Raw genomic sequence first — 5,633 nt, 5'->3', positions numbered from 1 at the left:
ACGACTCCCCCCGCTGAGGTGTTCTTGATCGCATTCGATACAAGATTGGACAATGCCCGCTTGAACAGGGAGCGGTCGCTTTCAATGGGTGGAGGGTGGTGCCGACGCTCGCTGATTCTGAATTCTATGCCTCGGGACCTTGCCGGTTCATGGTATTGCTCGAAGACGTCCATAAGCACGGTCTGCGTATCGACTGGCGCCAGGTGCGGGAGGTATGAGCCCAGTTCGCTATAGTCCTGAATGTCCTTGAACATGTCGAGGAGGTCACGTGCCGTTTCCTCGATGACGTCGAGATCATGGCTTGCGGCGTGTTCACCTTCGAGTTTTATCCGTGCGCTGCGGATAAAGAGGTTGATTGCGGCGAGAGGCTGCTGGATATCGTGGTAGGCCGATGAAAAGAACCGCTCCTTCTCTCTGACGACTTCTCTCATGCGTTCATTTTGGTGCTTGATCACGCGGGAAGCGGCGTCGACTCGTGCCTTGGCTGCGCGCAACGTCCGCCGGAACACAAATTCGCGCCGGGCGGCGAGTTCAAACTGGATGCAGACGACGATGCCGGCGAGATACATGAGAGACACCGTATTCCCGCGGGAAAGCCAGGAAACCCAGTGAAACCCCGGCGTGGAAACATTACTCCATAGCCAGAGATAGATAGCAAGACGGAAGGTTACAACGCATAGGCCGACTAACCATGCTGCCGTGATTGCGCGGAGTCGGAACGATGTGAATATGAGGAAAGTGATAACAAAATATTCGGGGAAAGTTTCCTCGAAGACCCATCTCGCCGGGTAAACGTTCATCAACTCCAATTGGGCGAACCAACAGCTCAGTATCGCTACGCAAAGTAATCTGACGGACCGACGCTCGTCAAAGGCGCGTGGTCCCCACATCAACCATAACGGCAGGGCCATACCCACGGCACCTGCGAGCCGCACATAGCCAACGTGGAGGAGGAAGCTGGGATCATGCGCGTTCAGCAGCCACCAATCACGCCAAACAAACGCGATCCATATTAGTATGAGGCTGGCGCCAGCCAGCCTGCGTTGGCCCGCGTAGCGACGCGCATAGTCCATACGGAACGCACGCTCCATCGCCGCCGACCTGAACTTGCGTACTGCGAAGCCTGACGATCTCATAGCCTGCTTGATCCGGAGAGCCACCGTGGGCGGATAGTGCGCGACATCGAGAGACTTTATCGGCTTACCACGGGTTAGACAGGTCCGCCCGTCACGGATCCCGCACGTGACCGAACCCCGTCGGCCGTTGGACAGCAACGAGCCGACTGACTTCAGCGAGCGTGCTTTCTGGCGTGGAAGACTTCCGTAATAGCACGAACGGCTCGGCGAAATTGCGAAGTGCGTGAGGAGACACCAGTTCGCCCGTGATGAACGCGACGGGGAGCGTGCCCGCCCAGGCGAAATGCTGCCTGACCCTCTCGGCGACCTCGATGCCGGTCCGCGCGTCGCGCAGGCGAATATCGGTGATGATGACATCTGGCACGCGACTATCCGCGGCCAGTATCGCTTCAATGCCCGTCATCGACTCGGCGCTATCCACCATTGCGCCAGTACTGAGGAACAGTCGGCGGAGGCCTTCGAGCACGGTCGGTTCGTCGTCGCACAACAGGATGTATCTGCCGTTGAGGAGGGACGTGCACGCGCCGTCCTTTCGATCGTCCGTCCCGATGACAGGTGTCATCTTCGAAATCGGAGCATACAGGGAGAAGCGCGACCCGCGCCCTTCGACCGACCAGAAACGCATGCTGTGCTTCGGTAGAATTCCGACAACCCGATTGACGATAGACAACCCAAGTCCAAAGCCTTTTGACCGGTCGCGGCCAGGATTGTTAATCTGATAGTACTCGGCGAATATCGCGTCCCGATGCATGGGCGAGATACCGACGCCTGTGTCCCACACGTCTATGCGAAGCCGTGCCCCGATCTCCACCCAGCCGACAACGACGCCTCCCACGGAGGTGTATTTGATCGCATTCGATATGAAATTGGATAGTGCCCGTTTGAACAAAGCGTGGTCACTTTCAATGGGCGGCGGGGGGCGCCGACGCACGCTGATTCTCAAGTCGATGCCCCGCGACTTCGCCGGTTCAAGGTATTGCTCGCAGACTTCTGTCAGCACGGCCTGCGTATCGACCGGTGACAGGTGCGGGACGTATGAGCCCAGTTCGCTATAGTCCTGAATGTCCTTGAACATGTCGAGGATGTCGCGTGCCGTTTCCTCGATGACGTTGAGATCATGGCTTGCGGCGCGTTCATCTTCGAGTTTTATCTGCGCGCTACGGATAAAGAGATTGATCGCGGCGAGAGGCTGCTGGATGTCGTGGTAGGCCGATGAAAAGAATCGCTCCTTTTCTCTGACGACTTCTCGCATGCGTTCATTTTGTTGCCTGACTAAGCGGGAAGCGGCCTCAACGCGTGCCTTGGCTGCGCGCAACGCCCGCCGGAACAAAAATTCGCGCCGGGCAGCGAGTTCAAACTGAATGCAGACGCCAATACCAACGAAATACATCATCAACACCATAGCCCCATTAGTAGACCAGTGGGTCCACGGTGTGGGAATATCCCAGATGTATTGGAGCAGTTCTATAAGATGGTAGGTTACAACGCAGAGGCCGACTAACCATACTGCCGTGATTGTACGAAGTCGGAATAATGTGAATACCAGGAAAAGGACAACAAAGAAGCCGGGGAAAATCTCCTTTCCGACCCGGACTGACGGGTAAACGTTCACCAGCCCCAATAGGGCGAACCAGCAGCTCAGCGTCACTACGCAAATTAATCTGGCGGCCCAGCGTTCGTCAAAGGCGCGTGGACCCCACATCAACCATAACGGCAGGGCCATACCCAAGACACCTGCAAGTCGCACATAGCCAACGTGGAAGAGGATGCTGGGATCAAGCGTGTTCAGCAGCAACCAATCACGGATCACAACCACGGTCCATATCAGTATAAGGCTCGTGCCGGCCAGCCTGCGTTGGCTCGCGTATCGACGCGCATAGTCCATACGGAACGCACGCTCCACAGCCGCCGAGCCAAACTTGCGTACCAGGAAGCCTGACAATCTCATAAGGCCGCTTGATCAGGAAAGCCGCCGTGGGCGGATAGTGCGCGACGTCGAGAGGCTGTATCGGCGCACCGCGGGTTAGACAGGGCCCCACCGAACATGGCTAACGAGGTACGACGACGCATGCCAGTGAAAGCGGCTCCGGTGGTCACGGGTGCACCAACGCCTTCTTGCGTAACCACATAACAACAGAATAACAGGTCGCCATTTCTACCATCAGCCACAAATGTATCAACAACGGGATGTGTCCTTGCCTGCTCTGGAACGTTCAGCAAGGCGCTCCACCATCATTGAAGGCGACTCGCTGATACGACACCGGGATCGGCCAACGGGAATGCATACATCTTTCGTCGGCGTTGCGGGTCCGTCGCCTACGCATGTGCGTTGCGACGGGCGTTTCGCCTGACCGACAATAAGTACGACAGCAATCGAATGGTTGTCGGCTTGCTCTGACACAGCCGACATTGGAGGACTACGGACCGGCCAATTGCTAAAATCTACCTCGTGGTCGGGACGTGACCAACGTCGAGGGGCACGGAGGGTGCCGGTGTGACGGCGAATTAAGCGCTTCCATGTCAATCTCCTCTTCAACGAAAGGAGATCGATTGTGCTGTTTGGAGCGGTCGCTCTTCGACCCTTCTTTGCCGTCGGTCGACGGAGTGCCACCTTGCCTCGTCTTGCTGTGGAGAGGTTATGCGAGGTAATCGATCGGGCGGGCCATCTGAAATCCACCGCCGCTTATTGATGTAATGACGTTCGGCGAGACCGACTCGCTAGATTCTTCGCTATCCTAATGAACGTCGCGCGTAGTCGATCCGGAACGCGCTTTCCTGAGCCGCCGATCTAAACCTGCGCACCCCAAGGCCCGACGATCTCATGACGAAACTCGATCAAGAAATTCGCCGTCCGCGGATTCGGCAGCGTGCAATTGAAACAAAACAGCACTACGCCATTCGAAGCCATATGCACAAATGTAGCGGTATGAATGCGTCTTCCCGCTTCCGACCACCTACATCTTTCGTACCCAGATTTCGGGCACTCGCCTACATACGTGGCTATCAACGGCGACCGCTCTGGCCGAGAATCAATATTACAGCACCGGGAAATGAGAATCGGACTCCCTTCGTACAGTCGACCACCGCGAGACGCCCTCCCCTTCCGGACTTTTGCGAAAAAGGTTGAGAACAGCAAAAGTTAATGGCCATACATGAACTCGCCGACTCCCAAAAACAGCGCTCAGGCGGCGCAACTGCGCGAGCCTTACCGAAAGAACTGACCAGCGCAACGCGGCCAGTGAGTGAGTCGGCCGCAAGACCGCAGAGTAAAAGGGGCTCCGTTGCGGCCGGCGGGGCCTCCTCGCCGGGCCGCCGTCGAAATTGTGCCAAGGCCCTGACGCCGCTATGACGCGAGGGCCGTACCCGGTGGTATCGAAGTCGAAGATTAGCTGCCCAGACTTCGACTGCCGAGTGCCGGACCTTGCGCCGAATCCTGCTCCCTGACATTTACAAGAAGGTTGCCATGAAATCAATCGCTCTCTCGGTCGCCGCAGCGTCGGCGCTTTCCCTATCCGTTGCCGCGTTCTCTCAGACGGATACGACACCGACGCGTGCCCAGGTACGTGCCGAGCTACAGCAGCTCGAACAGGCCGGGTATGATCCGGCCAAAGGTGACGATGCGAGTTATCCGAGCGACATCCAGGCGGCGGAGGCACGGATCTCGACCGGCGGCCCAACCGCATATGGCGGCGTGCCCTCCGGCTCATCGACGTCCGGCTCTCGCGCCGTCGTTCGCCCCGCGTCTGCCGAAGACATGAAGCAGCTCTATTTTGGAGGCCAGTAGCAGCTTCCGATTCTTCCGTCTGTAGCGTAAACGTCGCGATCGCTGCTTGCTCAATTGGACGGACTTGTGCGCCGAAGATTGGTCAGTCTTCGGCGAAGGTCGAACGCCGGAGAGCGTTGTCATTCCGATCGCCGTGAGCATGCTACCCGATGAGGCTGCCGCCGGACCAGACCGACTGCCGGATGGCGTTTCCCGCGCGTCGGCGATCGCCGAACCGGCGACTGTCGGAGTGGACGATCGTTCCCCGTCCCCATTCCATTGTCTGGCCGCTCCAGGGGTTACATTTACCCTGCACCGTTGTCGAGACAAAACCTTAGAATGAACGGGCGCGCTCGCTCGACCGCGCGGGCGCGGAGCCCGCGCATTTCTGCCTAAATAAGGGATAGCACGTTATGCAAACGGGCACCGATAGTCGCAGGTTCACGTTAACAAAAATCATGGTCGCGGTAGCGATTTTCGGCCTTCTGGCCGCACTAATCGTCTCAAAGATTGTGAGCGGCCCCGATGAGGCCAAGCGTGTCGCCGCGAAACAGGACATCGGCGCGATCATACAGGCGCTGAAGCTATACCGCCGCGACAACGGCCGCTATCCGACCCAGGAGCAAGGCCTGCGTGCGTTGATCGAGAAGCCTAGTACTAGCCAAACATATTTGAAATTTGAAGGCGGCGCCGTTGCAGCTAGTGGCGATTCGCTTCGTCGATAGCGCGAAGGA

The 5,633-nt window shown here is 57.7% G+C and carries 3 protein-coding genes and 1 pseudogene; 2 read left to right on the top strand and 2 right to left on the bottom strand.

All coding sequences use genetic code 11. The features are described from left to right. Both AWB68_RS42235 and AWB68_RS42230 read right to left on the bottom strand, forming a co-directional pair. On the bottom strand, window positions 1-1,073 hold a 1,073-nt coding region (locus AWB68_RS42235), incomplete at its 3' end, for a sensor histidine kinase (RefSeq protein ID WP_143282031.1). Between the two features lie 154 nt (window positions 1,074-1,227). Then, the gene (locus tag AWB68_RS42230; protein ID WP_160110176.1) at window positions 1,228-3,021 is read right to left on the bottom strand and encodes an ATP-binding response regulator; all 1,794 of its coding nucleotides are present in this window, start codon (window positions 3,019-3,021) and stop codon (window positions 1,228-1,230) included. 1,578 nt (window positions 3,022-4,599) lie between these two features. Here AWB68_RS42230 and AWB68_RS42225 point away from each other — a divergent pair. Beyond that, on the top strand, window positions 4,600-4,920 hold the full coding sequence (locus AWB68_RS42225) for a DUF4148 domain-containing protein (RefSeq protein WP_087650074.1): 321 nt from the start codon (window positions 4,600-4,602) through the stop codon (window positions 4,918-4,920). Between the two features lie 392 nt (window positions 4,921-5,312). Then, window positions 5,313-5,558 (top strand): annotated as a pseudogene (locus tag AWB68_RS42220) (type II secretion system protein GspG); the annotation flags it as partial. Between the last annotated feature and the right edge of the window lie 75 nt (window positions 5,559-5,633).

Origin of the sequence: Caballeronia choica, from assembly GCF_001544535.1 — a bacterium.
GTDB classification, from domain to species: domain Bacteria; phylum Pseudomonadota; class Gammaproteobacteria; order Burkholderiales; family Burkholderiaceae; genus Caballeronia; species Caballeronia choica.
The sequence above is the reverse complement of the archived record's forward strand: the minus strand, read 5'-3'. Positions and strand labels throughout refer to the sequence as shown.